Here is a 16,984-nt window from a genome sequence, read left to right as displayed (position 1 = left end):
CCGCGGACGGCGTTCACTGGACCCGTGCCCGATCACTCCTCCCGCCCCGATGGTCTCGTCCGCACCGCGCCTCTCGCCCCGGATGAGCCGCTGACCCTCCCCGACGCGTGGACGCCGCCGTCCCGGCCCGGCATCCCCGTCGTCGTCGCGGTCGTTCCCGTCGTCGGCGGCGTGGCGATGTGGCTCGTGACCGGATCGACCCTGGCGCTGTGGCTCGCGGGCCTCGGGCCGCTGATGGCGGCAGGTACGATGCTCGACGCCGTGCGGACCGCGCGCCGCGATCGGCGACGCGCCCGCCTCGAGGCGGCCGATGCGCGCGCGGCCGTCGTCGACGAGATCCGGCGCCGCCACGCGCGCGAGCGCGCGGAGCGATGGCGCGAGCATCCCGACGTCGCGCGCATGCTCGACGGCGACGCCGATGTGTGGCGCGCCGGCGCGGGGCGGGCCGACACCCTGGTCATCGGGACGGGATTCGCGCCGAGCGATGTGCGCGTGTCGGGTGGTCGCGGCGACCCCGAGGCAGCGGTCGTCCGCTCCGACGCGGCGCGCCTGGCCGCCGCGCCGGTCGTCGTCGCCTCTCACGCGGGCATCGCGGTCATCGGCGAGGCCTTCGCCGCGCTCGCGGTCGTCCGCGGGCTGGCCGTGCAGCTGTGCCTCGCAGCCCCGCCGGGGGATGTGCGCATCATGGGTGCGCCGGCGGAGCACGCGTGGACCGAGCAGCTGCCGCATCGGCGCGCTGTGGGCGGCCGGGTGCTGGCCATCGTGGGACCGGGGGAGCCCGTGCCCGCAGACGCCGACATCGTGCTCGCTCGTGTCGCACCCGGTGCGCCGCCCCCGCCGACGTGCGGCGTCCTGCTGCGCGTGAGCGGACTGGTGGCCGGCTCGCTGGATCACGCCGGACACGTCGAGGCGGTCGCGCTCGAGGCGGTCGGCTCGGCGCAGGCCGGTGCGATCGCGGCCCGGCTCGGTGCGCGCGCCGGCGCTGTGCTCGGCGCCGGCGCCGCGTCCCATCCGGTCGCCTTCCACGCACTCGAGCGAACGCCGGCATCCGGCACGCTGTCCGCCACGATCGGCGTCGGGGACGCCGGTCCCGCGACGGTGGACCTCGTCGAGGACGGCCCGCACGCGATCGTCGCGGGCGTGACCGGCTCGGGCAAGAGCGAGCTTCTGATCACGTGGATCCTGGCGCTGGGCGCAGCCCACGGCACCGACGAGGTCAGCTTCCTGCTGGCCGACTTCAAGGGCGGGACGGCTTTCGACGCCCTGCGCGGGCTGCCGCACGTGACGGGCGTCATCACGGACCTCGACCCCGCCGGGGCCCGACGGGCGATCGAGAGCATGCGCGCAGAGATCCGCCGGCGCGAGGCCGCTCTCGCGGCGGCGGGAGCCCGGGACGTGTCGGACCCGCGTGTGACCCTGCCGCGGCTCGTGATCGTCGTCGACGAGTTCGCGGCGCTGCTCACCGCGCAGCCGGAGCTGCACGCCGTGTTCACCGACATCGCAGCCCGGGGCCGGGCACTCGGGATGCACCTGATCCTCGGGACCCAGCGCGCCGCCGGCGTGGTCCGCGACGCGCTGCTGACCAACTGCCCCCTCCGCGTGTCGCTCCGGGTGACCGACCGGACCGACAGCCGGGCGGTCGTGGGCTGCGACGACGCCGCCGAGATCCCCGGCGGTGCCGAGGGTCGCGGCGTCGCTCTCGTCCGCCGCGCGGCGGATCCCGTCGCCCACCGCGTGCGCATCGCGCTCTCGGCGCCCGACGACATCACCGCGGTGGCGGCGGCCCGAGCGGCGGGCCCCGCGCCGCGACGACCCTGGCTCCCGCCCCTGCCCGACGCCATCCGCCTCGACGACCTCGTCGCCGACCGTCCCGCGGCGGGCGGGCTCGTGCTGGGACTGTGCGACGAACCGGACCGCCAGCGCCAGAGGCCCGCGCTCGTCACGATCGCGGACCGTGGTCTGCTCGTGATCGGCGGGCCGGGGGCGGGCCGCACCACCGCGGTCGAGACGCTTGCCGCACAGGTCGAGAGGATCGTGCAGCTCGGCCCGTCCGCCGAGCTCGCGTGGGATGCGCTCGTCCGGCTCGAAGAGGACGGTCCGGGCCCGGGCACGCTCGTGGTGGCCGACGACCTCGACGCCCTGATCGCCCGCTATCCGCCCGAGTACGCGCAGGAGTTCGCCGAGCGGTTCGAGCGCCTCGCCCGCGAGGCGGGCCGCGACGGCCACCTCGTCGTCGCCGCCGTCCAGCGGCTCGCGGGCGCGGTCGCGCGCCTCGCCGATCTGTTCCCGCGGCGGCTGCTGCTCGCGACCGCGACGCGCGCCGATCACTTCGCCGCGGGGGGCGATCCGGCGCGGTTCGCCGCCGGGGCGCCGCGCGGGCGGGGCGTGCTCGACGGCGTCGACATCCAGGTCGCCGTCTCCGCCGGGACGACGCCCTCGCCCGCCGTACCGCCGTCGTCCTGGGAGCCGAGCGCCACGCTGACGGGGTTCGTGTCCCGGCGATCGCCGGCGGCGCGGGCCGCGCTGCACACGTGGGAGCAGACGGGCCGCGTCGTCGTCGCCGTCGACGACTTCGTCGCGCACGGTCACCCGGCGGCGTCTGTCGTGGTGACGGGCGATCCCGACCAGTGGCAGCGCCATTGGCGTGTGCTCGGCGAGATCCGCGCCGACCATGATCTCGTCGTGGATGCGTCCTGCGTCGGCGAGATGCGCCTGCTGACCGGATCGCGACGGCTCCCGCCCTACGCCGAGCCCGGACGCGGGCGAGCGTGGGTGCTGAGCGCGGGCGCCGACCCGGTGCGGATCATGCTCTCGGCCGGGGACGCCTCATCGCGATGAGTGCGGTCGTGAACGTCCCGGGGCCCCTGTCAGCTCCAGGCGCCGAGCGGCATCCCATGCGCCGCCGCGACGCCCGCGCTGACGACGGCCCCGTCGACGGTGTTCAGACCCGCCGCGAGAGCCGGATCCGACCGCAGCGCCTCCTGCCACCCCATCCGCGCGATCCGGCGGACATAGGGGATCGTGGCGTTGGTCAGTGCCGACGTCGAGGTGTTCGGCACGGCGCCGGGCATGTTCGCGACGCAGTAGAAGACGCTGCCGTGGACGGCGAAGGTCGGATCGGCGTGCGTGGTCGGGAGCGTGTCCTCGAAGCATCCGCCCTGGTCGACCGCGATGTCCACCAGCACCGACCCCGGCCGCATCCGGCTCACCGTCTCGTTCGTGACGAGCTTGGGCGCCCTCGCACCAGGTATCAGGACCGATCCGATGACGAGGTCGGAATCCACGACCGCGCGCTCCAGGTCGAGGGGGTTCGACGCCGCCGTCTTCACCCGCCCCTGGAAGTGGTCGTCGAGATAGCGCAGGCGCTGCACATTGGTGTCGAAGACGGTCACATCCGCGCCGAGCCCGACGGCGATCACCGCGGCGTTGGCTCCCGCGACGCCGCCGCCGATGACACTCACGCGCGCGGGCCGGGTGCCGGGCACGCCGGACATGAGCAGGCCCAGGCCTCCCGCCGAGCGCATGAGCGTCGTGGCGCCGACCATCGGCGCGAGCCGGCCGGCGACCTCGCTCATGGGCGCGAGCAGCGGCAGTCCGCCCCCCGGCAGCTGCACCGTCTCGTATGCGATCGCGGTCACCCGGTCGGCCACGAGCCGCTCGGTCAGCGCCCGGTCCGCGGCCAGGTGCAAGTAGGTGAACAGCACCAGGTCATCGCGGAAGTGGCCGTACTCGCTGGCGACCGGCTCCTTGACCTTGAGCAGCAGCTCGGAACGAGACCACACGTCGGCGGCGTCGTCGCACAGCGTCGCACCCGCCGCGTCGTACTCTGCGTCGGGCATCGACGAGCCGGCGCCCGCGCCGCGCTGCACGAGCACGTCGTGGCCGGTGACGACGAGGTCGTGGACCCCCGCGGGGGTGAGCGCCACGCGGAACTCGTTGTTCTTCACCTCGGTGGGGACGCCGATCCTCATCGCGTTTCCTTTCCGCCCCCGGGCGGGGGCCTAGAAGACGGGGCGGATGGCCCCGACGACGTCCTCGCCGCCCATCACCGACGTCGACAGGCCGGTCACCGCCTCGGCGACGCTCCGGGCGGTGAGCGCTCCGGCGCGCTCGAGGAGGCGCAGCGCGACGACGTGGGCCGCCCGCACGCCACCGTCGAGGATCTTCAGCGCGACGGTGGTGCCATTCGGCGCGACGGCCACCAGAACGCCTTCGGCGCCGTGCTTGGCGAACAGCCCCAGCCGCTCGATGACGATCGTGTCGGCGCGCCCGGGTCCGTCGATCGTCCACGGGTGCTCGCGCACGGTCTGGACGAGGGCTCCCGCGTTGCGGTGGAGCGCGAACGGCGAGGTGGTCGACGACGTCCCGATGCGGTGGACCGCCTTGGCCAGACCGAACAGGCTCATGGCGTACACGGGCGCACCGCACCCGTCCACCGCGGTCGCCGCGACCTTCTCGCCCACGAGCCGCTCGACGACGTCCCGGATGTGCACCTGCAGCGGATGCTCCGGGTCGAGGTAGTCCGCCGTGCTCCACCCCGCGGTCGTGCACGTCAGGAGCATCGCGGCGTGCTTGCCCGAGCAGTTCATGCGCACGCGGGCGGGAGCCGCCAGGTCGCGTACGAGCTCGTCGCGGGTCGCCCGATCGCCCGGCCAGGCCGGCGGGCAGCCGAGATCGTCCTCGCCGACACCCGCGGCGCTCAGGATGTCGCGGACGACGCCGACGTGGCGGTCGGTGCCGGAATGGCTCGCCGTGGCCAGGCCCAGCGCCTCGCCCGACAGCGGTGCTCCCGCCGACAGCATCGCGAGGGCCTGCAGGGGTTTGAGCGTCGAGCGCGGCAGGATCAGCGCCGACGGATCGCCGAGGGATTCCGCGATCGTGCCGTCGGGGGAGATCACGACCGCCGTGCCCGCGTGACGCGACTCGACGAAGCCGCTGCGTTCGACCATGGCCAGCTCGACGGCTTGGGAGACGGCGAACGTGTGCGGCACCACGTCAGCCTACCGCCGCCGTGGGCCCGCCGACGCGTGACAGACTGTCGCCATGTTCGGCGAGCATCGATACCGTGTCCGGACCGAGTGGACCGGCGACCGCGGCACCGGAACGAGCGGCTATCGCGACTACGATCGCGCCACGCGCATCTCGGTCGACGGAAAGCCCGAACTGCTGGCGTCGGCCGACAAGCCGTTCCGCGGCGACCCGTCGCGCTGGAACCCCGAGGACATGCTGCTGGCGGCCCTGAGCCAGTGCCACCTGCTGTCGTACCTGCACGCGTGCGTGCAGGCGGGCGTCGTCGTCGTCGCGTACGAGGACGACGCCTCCGGGCTGATGACCGAGGACGGTCGCGGCGCGGGCCGGTTCCAGGAGGTCGTGCTGCGGCCGCGCGTGACGATCGCCGACGAGTCGATGCGCACCGCGGCGCTGGCCGCGCACGAGACGGCGAACGGGTGGTGCTTCATCGCGAACTCGGTGAACTTCCCTGTGACGCACGAGCCGCGGATCGACGTCGCCGACGCGGGGTGACGGCGTCCGGCCGTGACGGCGCCCACCGGGGCGCCGTGCGACGGAGCCTCAGCGCCGTTCGTGGGGCAGGGCCTGCTTGATGCGGTCGATGGCGCCGTGGGCCGGCACCTCGTTGTAGGTCCCGGCGAGCTCCTGCTCCGAGAGGGCGTGGATCGCCGACATGATGTCGTCCGTCGCGAGGCGCCGCGCGCGGCCCGAGTTCGCGGGCCCGTGGTGCGACAGATCGAGCGGCTCGCCGAAGCGCACCGTCGCGCGGTGCCGGAGCGACGGCATCCGGCTTCCCACCGGCATGACCTTGTCGGTGCCGATCAGCCCGACCGGCACGACGGGGGCGCCGGTCTGCAGCGCCAGGAACGCCACGCCCGTGCGGCCCTTGTAGAGCCGCCCGTCGAGCGAACGCGTGCCTTCGGGGTAGAGCGCCACGGCGCTTCCCTCGTCGAGGAGCCGCCGCTGCTGATCCAGGGCGTCGAGCGCCGCCTGGCCGGCGCCGCGCTGGACGGGGATCGCCCCGATCGCGGCGAAGAACTCCCGCTGCACCCAGCCCGAGAAGCCGTGGCCCTCGAAATAGCTCGCCTTGGCGAGGAAGTGCACCGGCCGCGGAGCGGCGACGGGGATGGCGATGGAGTCGATGAACGACAGATGGTTGCTCGCGAAGATCACGGGGCCGTGCTTCGGGACGTTCGCGCGTCCCTCGATGTGCGGCCGGTAGACCAGGCGCGCGAGCGGGGTGATCACCATGCGACCCAGGGCGTACGTGAGGCCCATGTCGGCAAGAGCGGGCTCGGGCTCGGGGGTCGGGTTCTCGTCTTCGCGGGGTTCGGGCGTCTCCTCGGAAGTCACTCGTCGAGGCTACTCCCGATTCGATGCCGCTGACGGCATGGCCGACTCTCAGCCGACGGCGGCGAACATGAGGGAGGATGGAGTGTCCCCGCCCCGAACATCGAGGTCTCATCGTGCGTATTCGCCTGCTCTCCGCCGTTTCCTTCGCCGCGCTCGCCGCGCTCGCCCTGGCGGGATGCACCGCCGCCGCGCCCGAGCCGACGCCGACGGCGACCGCATCGGCGTCCGCCGACCTGTGCGCGGTCGCCGCACCCGCGGGCGAGATCGCCGATTCGGTCTCGGTCAGCGGAGAGGTCGGCGAGGTCCCGACGGTCGAGTTCGACGCGCCGCTGGAGATCACCAGCGCCGAGCGGGCCGTGGCGGTCACCGGCGACGGCGCCCAGCTCGCCGACGGCGACTACGTCTCGTACGCCCTCGCGATCTTCGACGCGTCCACCGGCGAGAGTCTGCAGGAGGCCGGCTTCGGCGGCGCGGCGCTGCCCGCCATGCAGATCACCGTCGGCGCGGGCCCCGACGCCTTCTTCGGATGCGCCACCGCGGGGTCGCGCATCGTCATGACCCTCCCGGATGCCGGCAGCGGCGCGCAGGTCTACGTCATCGACGTCCTGGACGTCACGGCGTCCGACGCGTGGTGCGCCGTGTCCGAGCCCGGCGACGCCTTCCCGACGGTGGAGTTCGACGCCGACGGCAACCCCACCGTGACGGTGCCCGACGCCGACGCGCCGGCCGACGTGGAGCTCGAGGTGCTGGAGGCCGGAGACGGCGAGGTCGTCCAGTCCGGTGACAACGTGACCGTGGATTACCAGGGCGTGCGCTGGAGCGACGGAACGGTGTTCGACTCCAGCTACGAGCGCGGCGAACCGGCCACCTTCCCGACGACCGGCGTCGTCTCGGGCTTCCAGCGGGCGCTCGAGGGTCAGACCGTCGGCTCGACGGTCCTGGTGTCGATGCCGCCGTCGTGCGCCTATGGCGAGGCCGGAGCGAGCGCGCACGAACTCGCCGGCGAGACGCTGGTGTTCGTGATCGAGATCGTCGACACGGCGCGCGCCGGTCAGTGACGCGGCGCTCTGCGGCGCACGCGCCGGTCGGTAGGCTGGCGTGATGCGCCGCATCCTCATCCTCGGCTCCACCGGATCGATCGGCACCCAGGCGCTGGACGTCATCCGGGCCAACACCGACCGGTTCGAGGTCGTCGGCCTGGCGGCCGGTCGGGACCGTGCCGGCGTGGCGGCCCAGGCGGCCGAGTTCGGCGTCGAGCACACCGCGCTCGGCGCGGACGAAGCCGAGCAGCTGGTGCGGGACGTCGAGGCGGATGTCGTCCTCAACGGCATCACCGGATCGGTGGGCCTCGGGCCCACGCTCGCGGCGCTCGAAGCGGGACGCACGCTGGCGCTCGCCAACAAGGAGTCGCTCATCGTCGGCGGCGACCTCGTGACGCGGATCGCGGGTCCCGGCCAGATCGTGCCCGTCGATTCCGAGCACTCCGCCATCGCCCAGGCGCTGCGGTCGGGCTCCGCCGCCGAGGTCGGCCGTCTCGTGCTGACGGCATCCGGCGGCCCGTTCCGCGGGCGCTCCCGCGCCGACCTGCAGGCGGTCACCCCCGCCGAGGCGCTCGCGCATCCCACGTGGGACATGGGTCGCGTCGTGACGACGAACTCGGCGACGCTCGTGAACAAGGGGCTCGAGGTCATCGAGGCGCACCTGCTGTTCGACGTGCCCTACGATCGCATCGACGTCGTCGTCCACCCGCAGTCGATCGTCCACTCCATGGTGGAGTTCGTCGACGGCTCGACGATCGCGCAGGCGTCGCCCCCCGACATGCGGCTGCCCATCTCGCTGGGCCTGGACTGGCCGCATCGCGTGGCGGGTGTGGGGCGGCCCCTGGACTGGACGACCGCGTCCGCGTGGACCTTCGAGCCGCTCGACGACGACGCCTTCCCCGCCGTGCACCTGGCCAAGCAGGTCGGGCGCGCCGGCGGGACGTACCCGGCGGTCTTCAACGCCGCCAACGAGCAGGCGGTCGACGCCTTCCACGAGGGGCGGCTGTCGTTCCCGGGCATCCTCGACACCGTCGCGGCGACCGTCGACGCCCACGAGCCCCCGCCCGCGCTCACGCGGGAGTCGCTGGGAGCGGCCGAGACCTGGGCGCGCGAGGCCGCCGACCGGGCGATCGCGGCCCGCTGATCCGCTTCGGTGGGCACCGCGATCCCGCGTCGGTCAGTAGACGGTGAGGCCGTGCGCGCGGAAGCGCGCGCGGACGCTCTCGACGAGTTCGGGAGCAGGAGGCTCGACGTCCTCGAGCTCGTACTCCAGCCCGGCCGCGTGCCACTTGTCGCGCCCCATCTGGTGGAACGGCAGCACTTCGACGCGGGCGACGGTGCCGGGGCGGATGTCGTTGAGCGACGCGGCGTACGCGGCGACGCGCTCGACGTTCTCGGCGTCGTCGGTGAGACCGGGGACCAGGACGAAGCGGATCCACACGGCTGGACCGTTTCCGTCCAGCCCGCGCTCGGCGAGGCGGCGACCGAACGCGAGGGTCGGCTCGAGCTCGCGGCCCGTGACCTTCGCGTACGTCTCGGGAACGCCGGACTTGACGTCCAGCAGCACCAGGTCGGTGTCGTCGAGCATGGCGTCGGTGGCGTTGGCGCCCAGATAGCCCGACGTGTCGAGCGTGGTGTGCACGCCCATCTCCTTCGCGCCGCGCAGGATCCGCGCCGCGAAGGCGGGCTGCATGAGCACTTCGCCGCCCGACAGGGTGAGGCCTCCGCCGGTGGCGGTGAAGACGCCGAGGTAGCGGCGGACCCGCGCCAGCAGCTCGTCGGCCGTGACCGGCTCGCCGTCCTTCATCTTCATGGTGTCGGGGTTGTGGCAGTACAGGCACCGCAGCGGGCAGCCGCTGAGGAAGACCGTGAGGCGCGTGCCGGGACCGTCGACCGCCGTGACCAGTTCCCACGAGTGAACTGATCCGAGCAGGCCCTCGCGCATCGCGGCGAGGCGCTCGGCGCGGTCGACGTCCCGGACGGCCAGACCGTCCAGTCCCGCGCCGGCGCGGCGGGGCGGGCGGATCGACGGAGCATCGAGTCGCACGTCCTCGCCCGGCCGAACCGGTGCGGTGATCTGGCAGGTCATCCGGATCACATCGATCCGTGGAAGGTGCGAGACAGCACGTCGAGCTGCTGCTCACGGGTGAGCCGGACGAAGTTGACGGCGTAGCCCGACACGCGGATCGTCAGCTGGGGGTAGTTCTCGGGGTGCTCCATGGCGTCCTCGAGCGTCTCGCGGTTCAGCACGTTGACGTTCATGTGGTACCCGTTGGCGCCGATGTAGGCGTCGAGCAGACCACTGAGGTTGCGCACCTGCTCGTCCTTCGTGCGCCCCAGTCCCGAGGGGACGACGGTGTTGGTCAGCGAGATGCCGTCCTCGGCCTCGCTGTACGGCAGCTTCGCCACCGACAGCGCCGAGGCGAGCATGCCGTGCGTGTCGCGTCCGTTCATGGGGTTCGCGCCCGGTGCGAACGGCTCGCCGGCGCGGCGGCCGTCGGGCGTCGAGCCCGTCGCCTTGCCGTACACGACGTTCGAGGTGATCGTCAGCACCGACTGCGTCGGCACAGCGTCGCGGTAGGTCGGGTGCGTGCGGACCTTGGCCATGAACCGCTCCACGAGGTCCACCGCGATGTCGTCGGCGCGGTCGTCGTCGTTGCCGAAGGTCGGGAACTCACCCTCGGTCCGGTAGTCGACCACGACGCCGCGCTCGTCGAACACGGGCGTGACGGTGGCGTACTTGATCGCCGAGAGCGAGTCGGCCGCGACCGAGAGGCCGGCGATGCCGCAGGCCATCGTGCGCATCACGTTCTTGTCGTGCAGCGCCATCTCGATGCGCTCGTAGGCGTACTTGTCGTGCGACCAGTGGATGCAGTTGAGCGCCTCGACATAGGTGTCGGCGAGCCAATCCATGGTCTGGTCGAAGCGGGCCATGACGTCGTCGTAGTCGAGCACGGCCTCGGCGACCGGCGCGGCGGCGGGGGAGACCTGCTTGCCGCTGACTTCGTCGCGACCGCCGTTGATGGCGTAGAGCAGGGCCTTGGCGAGGTTCACCCGGGCGCCGAAGAACTGCATCTGCTTGCCGACGCGCATCGGCGACACGCAGCACGCGATCGCCGCGTCGTCGCCCCACCGGCAGCGGATCAGGTCGTCGGACTCGTACTGCACCGCGGACGTGTCGATCGACACCTGCGCGCAGAAGTCCTTGAACCCCTGCGGCAGCTTGCTCGACCAGAACACCGTCATGTTGGGCTCGGGAGCCGGGCCCAGGTTGTACAGCGTCTGCAGGAACCGGAACGAGTTCTTGGTGACCATCGACCGGCCGTCCTCGCCGATGCCGCCGATCGTCTCGGTTACCCAGGTCGGGTCGCCCGAGAAGAGGGCGTCGTACTCGGGCGTGCGCAGGAAGCGGACGATGCGCAGCTTGATGACGAAGTCGTCGATGATCTCCTGGGCCTGCTCCTCGGTGATGAGACCGGCGGCGAGATCGCGCTCGATGTAGACGTCGAGGAAGGTCGACGTGCGGCCGAGCGACATCGCCGCGCCGTTCTGCTCCTTGACCGAGGCGAGGTAGCCGAAGTAGAGCCACTGCACGGCCTCGGCCGCGGTGGTGGCGGGGCTCGAGATGTCGACGCCGTAGCTCGCCGCCATCTGCTTCAACTCGACCAGGGCGCGCAGCTGCTCGGCGTGCTCCTCGCGCTCGCGGGCGACGGTGTCGCTGAAGGGACGCGTGTCGAGGTCCAGCTTGTCGAGCTTCTTCGCGGCGATGAGGCCGTCGACGCCGTAGAGGGCGACGCGGCGGTAGTCGCCGATGATGCGGCCGCGGCCGTAGGCGTCCGGCAGGCCCGTGACGATGTGGGCGCTGCGGGCCGCGCGGACCTTGGGCGGGTACACGTCGAAGACGCCCTGGTTGTGGGTCTTGCGGTACTCGGTGAAGACGGTCTTGAGGGTCTGGTCGACCTCGTAGCCGTAGGTCTCGAGCGCCGTCTCCACCATGCGCCAGCCGCCGTTGGGCATGATGGCGCGCTTGAGCGGCGCGTCGGTCTGCAGGCCGACGATCACGTGGTCGTCGTCGCTGATGTACCCGGGGCCGTGGGCGGTGATGCCGGCGGGGGTGTGCGGGTCGACGTCGTAGACGCCCTTCTCGCGCTCCTCGGGGAACATGCTGCTGAGCGTGTCCCACACGCGGGTGGTGCGCTCGGTGGGCCCGGTGAGGAACGCCGCGTCGCCGTCGTACGGCGTGAGGTTGCGCTGGATGAAGTCGCGCACGTCGATGCCGTCCTGCCAGGGACCGGGAACGAATCCCGTCCATGCGGCGGGGGCCTGGTCGTGCTCCGACCCGGGGGTGGCGGGTGCTGTCTCTGCGATGCTCATGACACGAATCCTTCTTCGTCGACTGGTCGGTCGCGTCGGATCGCGGGCCCTCGTGGGAGCCGTCCGGCGTGCCGTGATCCCAGGCTACTCCTTGTGGTCAGACCACAGGTCAAGATGCACGGAATCCACAACGACACCGCGGGATCCAGGCGCCCGATTGTGGTCAGACCACAAAGCCGGACGCGTCGCCATAGAAGAGGTGCGAGCCGCTCAGGACGTCGGGAAGTCGAACGGTCGCAGCGGGTCCGAGATCACCACGTGATCCTCGGGGTAGGGCACCGGCCAGTGCGGCTCGGGGACCGGCCAGCCGGCCGCGCGCAGCGCCCGGCGGGCGAGCTCGCGCGCCGAGTACGGCGCGCGCATGCCCCGGATGTCGCGGTAGTCCTGGTGGCCGGGGCCGGCCCACAGCACCGCGTCGCCGTCGCCGACCAGCGCCACCGTCTCGACGATGGCCCGCTCGGGCGGGGAGAACTCGTGGATCTCGGCATCCGGTCTCGCTCGCCGCGCGCCCTCGATGAGGGTCGCGCGGATCGAGTCCGGGTCCTCGAAGCGCGGATGGTGATCGGTGATCACCAGGATGTCGCTGCCCTCGACGCCGGTGCGCCCCATGTCGTGGCGCTTCGTGGCGTCGCGATCGCCGTCGGCGCCGAAGAGCATGACGACCTTGCCGGGCGTCACGCGCCGGATCGCGCCGAGCGTCTTCTCGAACGCGTCGGGGGAGTGGCCGAAATCGACGTAGATCGCCGGTCCCCGATCGCCCGAGACCAGCTGCGTCCGTCCGGGCAGATACGCCTCGATGCGGCCGCCGTCGAGCGCCGCCACCAGACGCTCCCACGCGTACCCGCCCTCGAGGAGCATCACGATCGCCAGTCCCGCGTTCGCGGCCATGTGGCGCCCGATCACCGGGACCACCGTGGTCAGGGAGCGTCCGTCGGGGCCGGTCAGCGAGAACTCCGTGCCGTCCTGGCGCTCGTCGATGATCTCCACCACCCAGTCCGCGGCGGCGGCGGCATCCGCATCGAAGGCGATCGCGGGCGTCGCGATCGTCACCTTCGGCACCTCGCAGCGGGCGGCGACCTCGGAGCCGTACTCCGAGTCGAGGCAGATCACCGCGCGCTTGGAGCGATCGGGACGGAACAGGGGGGTCTTTGCCTCGAAGTACTCGCGCATGTCGGCGTAGTCGTCGAGGTGGTCGTGACTGAGGTTGGTGAAGCCCGCGACGTCGAAGACCAGGCCGTCGACGCGGTGGCGGCTCAGCGCCTGCGCGCTCACCTCGACCGCGACGGCCTCGACGCCGCGCTCGCGCATCAGCGCGAGGAGGGCGTGGAACTCGGACGCCTCGGGCGTGGTGAGCCGCGACACGATCACCTCGCCGGCGATGTGGCGCTCGGCCGTCGAGGACAGGCCGGTCACGACGCCGAGCTGCTCGAGGATGCCCTCCAGCAGGTGCGACACGCTCGTCTTGCCGTTGGTGCCGGTCGTGCCGAACAGCAGCGGGATGTCGTCATCGGGGCCGGTGCCGTACACCCACGCCGACAGGTCGCCGAGCAGCACGCGGGGGTTGTCGACGACGACGATCGGCAGACCCGCGGGTTCTGCGAGGTCGGCGCCGGCGGCGTCCGTGATCACGGCGACCGCGCCCTTCTCGGCTGCGGCGGCGGCGAATTCGGCGCCGTGGCGGGCGGCGCCGCGGATCGCCACGAACGCCTCGCCGGGGCGCAGATCGGCTGTGGCCAGCGTGATGCCCGTCAGCTCCACACCCGACGCGTCGCCGCGCACCTCGGCCTGGAACCGGGCCGCGAGATCGCTCAGCGCGTGGACGGGCGGGTGCTCCGGGCGGAGGACGGGGGGCAGGTTCGTGGGGGCGTCTGTCGGCATGTCGGAACCATCTTCTCACCCGCGGGCGTCACGCCGATGACGTGTCCGCACCGATCTTCGCGGCGAACTCAAAGGGCGCCGCGGGTAGCGTGGTCGTGTGGAAACGATCGCGTTCGTCATCGGCTTCGTCGTGCTCTTCGTCGGCCTGGCCGTCTCGATCGCCCTGCACGAGATCGGCCACCTCGTGCCCGCGAAGAAGTTCGGCGTGCGCGTCGGCCAGTACATGGTGGGCTTCGGGCCGACCCTGTGGTCGCGCCGCCGCGGCGAGACCGAGTACGGCGTGAAGGCCATCCCGCTCGGCGGCTACATCTCGATGGCCGGCATGTACCCTCCCTCGCCGAAGCAGGCCGCCGGGAGCGCCTCGGGCCGCGCCGGCGGCGGCTTCTTCGCCACCATGGTGCAGGACGCGCGCGCGGCCAACGACGAGACCCTCGACGGCGACGACGACGCCCGCGTGTTCTACCGGCTGCCGGTGTACAAGCGCGTGATCATCATGCTCGGCGGTCCGTTCATGAACCTGCTGCTGGCGATCGTGCTGTTCGCGATCCTCCTCAGCGGCATCGGGCTCCAGACCGCCACCACGACGGTGCAGAGCGTGAGCGAGTGCGTGATCCCCGCCGACACGGGACGCACCGAGTGCACCGCGGACGACCCGATCGCCCCCGCGGCGGCCGCCGGCATCGAGCCGGGGGATGTCCTCGTCGCCGTCGACGGCCGGCAGGTCGAGACGTTCGCCGAAGCATCCGCGATCATCCAGGACTCGCCCGATCAGCCGATCCCCGTCGTCGTCGAGCGCGACGGCGCCGAGCAGACGCTCACACTCACCCCGACGTCCGTCACGCGCGCCGTCACCGACGAACGAGGGCAGGCCGTCGTCGACGCGAACGGCGATCCCGTCACCGAGGAGGTCGGCTTCGTCGGCATCCGCCAGGAGCTCGACTACGTGCGCGCGCCGATCTGGGAGGCCCCCGTGGTCGCCGCGCAGAACGTCGGCGCGGTGGCGAACCTCATCTGGCAGCTGCCGGTGAAGGTGTGGGAGACCGGCGTCGACACGCTCACCGGTCAGGAGCGGGACCCCAACGGTCCGCTCAGCGTCGTGGGCGCGGGCGTCATCGCCGGCGAGGTCGCGGCGGCGGACGCGCCGATCCTCAACCGCGTCGCCGGATTCCTGTCGGTGCTGGCGTCGCTGAACATCGCGCTGTTCGTGTTCAACCTGGTGCCGCTGCTGCCGCTGGACGGCGGACACGTCGCCGTCGCACTGTGGGACGGCATCCGCCGGTGGTGGGCGAAGATCACCGGACGCCCCGCGCCGAAGCCCGTCGACGCCACCAAGCTCGTCCCGGTGACGTTCGTCGTCGTCGTCGCTCTCATCGCCATGGGCGCCGTGCTGATCGTCGCGGACCTCGTGAACCCGATCTCTCTGCTGGGGTGACCGATTCCGCCGCGGGTGTCGATCCGAGGCTTGTCCGTTCGCTGTGGGGATGAAACGGTTCCCCTGACGAAAGGAACGTCACCGTGAAGTACGTCCTCATGTTCACCTCGACCCCCGAACTCGACGAGGCGGCCGATCCCGCTCGCGCGGAGGAGGTCTACGGCCGCATCTACGAATGGTTCGGCGCCAACGCCGACAAGTTCGACGACAACAGCGCCGAGCTGCAGCCCGTCACCACCGCCACGACGATCCGGCACGGCGAGTCCGGCCCCGTGGTCGTGGACGGCCCCTTCTCGGAGGCGAAGGAGGTCGTGGGCGGGTTCGCCGTCATCGACGTGCCCGATCTCGACGCCGCGATCGCGCTGACCCGCACGTGGCCGGCGCTGGAGACCCCGGGCGTCTCGGTCGAGATCCGTCCCATGGTGGTCGACTACAGCCAGTTCGAGCAGTGACGGGTGCGGATGCCGTGGCCGGCGGTTCCGGCGAGCTGCCGGATCGCGCGGCCCCGGCATCCGACGCCCTGCTCGCCGAGACCGTCCGCGCCGAGTCGGGGCGCATCGTCGCGGCGCTCACGGCGCGCCTGGGCAGCTTCGACGTGGCCGAGGAGGCCGTCTCCGACGCGGTGGAGGAGGCGGTGCGCGAGTGGCGCGTGCGCGGCATCCCGCCGCGGCCGGGAGCGTGGCTGACCGAGGCGGCGCGTCACAACGCGCTGGACCGCCTGCGGCGCGACCGCGTCTACCGCGACAAGCTCGCGCTGCTCGCCGACCCGACGCAAGCCCCGGCGCGCACCGACCGGGCCGCGGGCGAGGCGGAGCCCGACGAGCGACTCCCGCTGCTGTTCGGCTGCTGCCACCCGGCGCTCGCCGCCGATGCCCAGCTCGCCCTGACGCTGAGGACGATCGTCGGACTCACGACGGCTCAGATCGCGCGGGCGACGCTCCAGCCCGTCGCCACGGTGCAGCAGCGGATCGTGCGGGCCAAGCGCAAGATCGCCGCCGCCGGCATCCCGCTCCAGATCCCCCAGGGCGACAGCCGCCGCGAACGACTCGATCTCGTCCTCACCGTGGTGTCGGTCATGTACAGCGAGGCGCACCTCATGGACGGGAAGGACGCCGCGGCCGACCGCGACCTCGCCGACGACGCGATCTGGCTGGCGCGCGTGGTCGCCGCGGCACTGCCCGACGAGGCCGAGGCGCACGGCCTGCTGGCGCTGCTGCTGTTCCACCGGGCCCGCGAGGACGCGCGTGCCGTCGACGGCGACCTGGTGCTGCTGGGCGACCAGGACCGCTCGCGCTGGGACCGTCCGCTCATGATCGCCGCCCATGCGCAGCTGCGGCGCGCGGCCGCGCTGCGGCGACCGGGTCGCTGGCAGCTGCACGCGGCGATCGCGGCGTGCCATGCCGACGCCGCGGACGCCGACGGAACCGACTGGCTGCAGGTGCTGACGCTCTACGACATGCTGCTGGTGTTCGACCGCTCGCCGCTCGTGCGGCTGAACCGCGCCGTGGCGCTCGCCCGCGCCGACGGTGCGGGGGTGGCGCTGCGCGAGGTCGACGACCTCGAGCCGGCCCTCGCCGGCGCGCATCTGTGGCACGCGGTGCGCGCGTCGCTGCTGCGCGAGGTGGGTCGGGAAGAGGAAGCGCTCGCCGCGGATCTGCGAGCGCTCGAGCTGACCGCCAACGCCGCCGAGCGCCGCCTCATCGAGCGGCGCCTCGGCCGGCCCGGATCCTGATCCGCCGGTTGCCCGGCGACGTCCTCGCTTGGCCCTCGATGTCGTTCAGCGGTCCGAACGCGGCGATCCGCGCCAAGTGAACTGCTGCAGTCAGCCTTTCGGTTGGCGCCGCATGCCGCACGCGCCTGGTCGGCCGGCATCGAGCGCCCACCGAAGGTCGATGGC

13 protein-coding genes are annotated in these 16,984 nt (G+C 72.6%); 7 read left to right on the top strand and 6 right to left on the bottom strand.

The window, feature by feature from the left end; all coding sequences use genetic code 11:
* The first annotated feature begins 24 nt into the window (after positions 1-24).
* Complete coding sequence (locus P0L94_07660; protein WES65941.1) at positions 25-2,838, top strand: FtsK/SpoIIIE domain-containing protein; 2,814 nt, start codon at positions 25-27, stop codon at positions 2,836-2,838.
* A gap of 29 nt (positions 2,839-2,867) precedes the next feature.
* On the opposite strand, the gene ald is transcribed toward P0L94_07660, so the two are convergent.
* Both ald and P0L94_07650 read right to left on the bottom strand, forming a co-directional pair.
* Complete coding sequence (gene ald, locus P0L94_07655) at positions 2,868-3,971, bottom strand: alanine dehydrogenase (GenBank protein WES65940.1); 1,104 nt, start codon at positions 3,969-3,971, stop codon at positions 2,868-2,870.
* A 30-nt stretch (positions 3,972-4,001) separates the two neighbouring features.
* Positions 4,002-4,991: an asparaginase gene (locus P0L94_07650; protein ID WES65939.1), complete on the bottom strand. Its 990-nt coding sequence runs from the start codon at positions 4,989-4,991 to the stop codon at positions 4,002-4,004.
* Between the two features lie 52 nt (positions 4,992-5,043).
* Between P0L94_07650 and P0L94_07645 the strand changes: the two genes are divergently transcribed.
* Entirely contained in the window at positions 5,044-5,523 is a 480-nt protein-coding gene (locus P0L94_07645) for an OsmC family protein (protein ID WES65938.1), read from the top strand.
* Between the two features lie 48 nt (positions 5,524-5,571).
* On the opposite strand, the gene P0L94_07640 is transcribed toward P0L94_07645, so the two are convergent.
* Complete coding sequence (locus P0L94_07640; GenBank protein WES65937.1) at positions 5,572-6,363, bottom strand: lysophospholipid acyltransferase family protein; 792 nt, start codon at positions 6,361-6,363, stop codon at positions 5,572-5,574.
* Positions 6,364-6,476: 113 nt separating this feature from the next.
* On the opposite strand from P0L94_07640, the gene P0L94_07635 reads away from it, so the two are divergent.
* Together P0L94_07635 and dxr are read left to right on the top strand one after the other, a co-directional pair.
* On the top strand, positions 6,477-7,421 hold the full coding sequence (locus tag P0L94_07635) for an FKBP-type peptidyl-prolyl cis-trans isomerase (GenBank protein WES65936.1): 945 nt from the start codon (positions 6,477-6,479) through the stop codon (positions 7,419-7,421).
* A 43-nt stretch (positions 7,422-7,464) separates the two neighbouring features.
* A complete protein-coding gene (gene dxr, locus P0L94_07630) occupies positions 7,465-8,547 on the top strand; it encodes a 1-deoxy-D-xylulose-5-phosphate reductoisomerase (protein WES65935.1) in 1,083 nt (360 codons plus the stop codon).
* A 33-nt stretch (positions 8,548-8,580) separates the two neighbouring features.
* Here the strand turns inward: dxr and pflA are convergent, their stop codons facing one another.
* The 3 genes from pflA to P0L94_07615 all read right to left on the bottom strand — a co-directional run bounded on the left by pflA (position 8,581) and on the right by P0L94_07615 (position 13,655).
* Entirely contained in the window at positions 8,581-9,492 is a 912-nt protein-coding gene (gene pflA / locus P0L94_07625; GenBank protein ID WES65934.1) for a pyruvate formate-lyase-activating protein, read from the bottom strand.
* A gap of 5 nt (positions 9,493-9,497) precedes the next feature.
* Entirely contained in the window at positions 9,498-11,777 is a 2,280-nt protein-coding gene (gene pflB, locus P0L94_07620) for a formate C-acetyltransferase (GenBank protein ID WES65933.1), read from the bottom strand.
* A gap of 210 nt (positions 11,778-11,987) precedes the next feature.
* On the bottom strand, positions 11,988-13,655 hold the full coding sequence (locus tag P0L94_07615; protein ID WES65932.1) for a UDP-N-acetylmuramoyl-L-alanyl-D-glutamate--2,6-diaminopimelate ligase: 1,668 nt from the start codon (positions 13,653-13,655) through the stop codon (positions 11,988-11,990).
* Between the two features lie 97 nt (positions 13,656-13,752).
* Between P0L94_07615 and P0L94_07610 the strand changes: the two genes are divergently transcribed.
* The 3 genes from P0L94_07610 to P0L94_07600 all read left to right on the top strand — a co-directional run bounded on the left by P0L94_07610 (position 13,753) and on the right by P0L94_07600 (position 16,819).
* Positions 13,753-15,087 carry a site-2 protease family protein gene (locus P0L94_07610; GenBank protein WES65931.1) on the top strand — a complete coding sequence of 445 codons (1,335 nt, stop codon included), beginning with the start codon at positions 13,753-13,755 and terminating at the stop codon, positions 15,085-15,087.
* Positions 15,088-15,170: 83 nt separating this feature from the next.
* A complete protein-coding gene (locus P0L94_07605) occupies positions 15,171-15,539 on the top strand; it encodes a YciI family protein (protein ID WES65930.1) in 369 nt (122 codons plus the stop codon).
* Positions 15,536-16,819: a sigma factor-like helix-turn-helix DNA-binding protein gene (locus tag P0L94_07600; GenBank protein ID WES65929.1), complete on the top strand. Its 1,284-nt coding sequence runs from the start codon at positions 15,536-15,538 to the stop codon at positions 16,817-16,819. Before P0L94_07605 ends, P0L94_07600 begins: the two co-directional genes overlap by 4 nt.
* The last annotated feature ends 165 nt before the right edge of the window (positions 16,820-16,984 follow it).

The organism is Microbacter sp. GSS18 (assembly GCA_029319145.1).
Classification (GTDB): Bacteria; Actinomycetota; Actinomycetes; order Actinomycetales; family Microbacteriaceae; genus Microbacterium.
Note: the sequence above shows the minus strand (reverse complement) of the source record. Positions and strands in the feature narration are given on the sequence as shown.

What these genes read in the sequence shown, in the direction of transcription:
- ald (WES65940.1), bottom strand. Translation starts at nt 3,971, where the DNA reads ATGAGGATCGGCGTCCCCACCGAGGTGAAGAACAACGAGTTCCGCGTG.
- P0L94_07645 (WES65938.1), top strand. Translation starts at nt 5,044, where the DNA reads ATGTTCGGCGAGCATCGATACCGTGTCCGGACCGAGTGGACCGGCGAC.
- dxr (WES65935.1), top strand. Translation starts at nt 7,465, where the DNA reads ATGCGCCGCATCCTCATCCTCGGCTCCACCGGATCGATCGGCACCCAG.
- pflA (WES65934.1), bottom strand. Translation starts at nt 9,492, where the DNA reads ATGACCTGCCAGATCACCGCACCGGTTCGGCCGGGCGAGGACGTGCGA.
- pflB (WES65933.1), bottom strand. Translation starts at nt 11,777, where the DNA reads ATGAGCATCGCAGAGACAGCACCCGCCACCCCCGGGTCGGAGCACGAC.
- P0L94_07615 (WES65932.1), bottom strand. Translation starts at nt 13,655, where the DNA reads ATGCCGACAGACGCCCCCACGAACCTGCCCCCCGTCCTCCGCCCGGAG.